The 865-nt window shown below is 61.5% G+C and carries 1 pseudogene; it reads left to right on the forward strand.

Annotated elements, in window-relative coordinates:
- Positions 1-865 (forward strand): annotated as a pseudogene (locus JCM19049_RS15885) (transposase); the annotation flags it as partial.

An 865-nucleotide genomic window follows, 5' to 3' on the forward strand; every position in this document is an offset into this window, starting at 1 on the left:
TCTACCCCGATTTTCCCGCATGTCCCGGCCCAACTCACCAACCAAGCGCTGGTGTCCCAGGCAGGGCTCGGGGTACTGACCAGCTTCCTGAACGCGTTGGACTTCCGCCGGCTGTGTGAAGACCGGTTCTCCCAATTCGTGCCGGCCACCGCGGTGCACCGGCCGGGCAAGATGATAGCTGACTTGGCGATCATGCTGTCCGCCGGGGGCGAGCAGGTCACTGATATTGACCAGCTCAGCTCCTCACAAGGATTGTTCGGCACGGTCGCTTCCGAGGCCACGATCAGCCGGTTCATGGGCCGGATCAAGGATCAGCCACGGCGTTTGACTACGCCTTTGCCACCATGCACCGCACTTTGCGCTCCCGGGTCTGGGCCGCAGCCGGGGCCCGCAATCCGGCTTTGCGAGCTACCAGTTTGGATCCGCTGATCATCGATATTGATGCCTCGCTGGTGCATGTGCACTCTGACAAGGAGCACGCCGCAGGCACCTATAAGCGTGGGTACGGTTTCTCTCCCATGATCGCAAGCGTGGATTACGGGAAAGACAATGGCACCGGGGAAGTCCTGGCCGTGATGCTGCGGCCCGGGAACAAGGGCGCGAACTCAGCGGCGGACCACATCACGATCCTGGACCAGGCTCTGGCCCAGCTACCTGATGAGTTCTATGACCAGGACGGGATACTGATCGGTGAGAAGGTCCTGGTGCGCACCGATAGCGCTGGCGCTTCGCGCGAGTTCCTGCACCACCTGGATTCGTTGGGGCTCCAGTTCTCCACCTCCTACACGCTGCCGGTGGTCAATGAGCGGTTCATCGGATGGATCAACGAGAAGAAGTACTGGGAACCAGCCACCGACCAACACCG

This window comes from Arthrobacter sp. JCM 19049 (genome assembly GCF_001310435.1).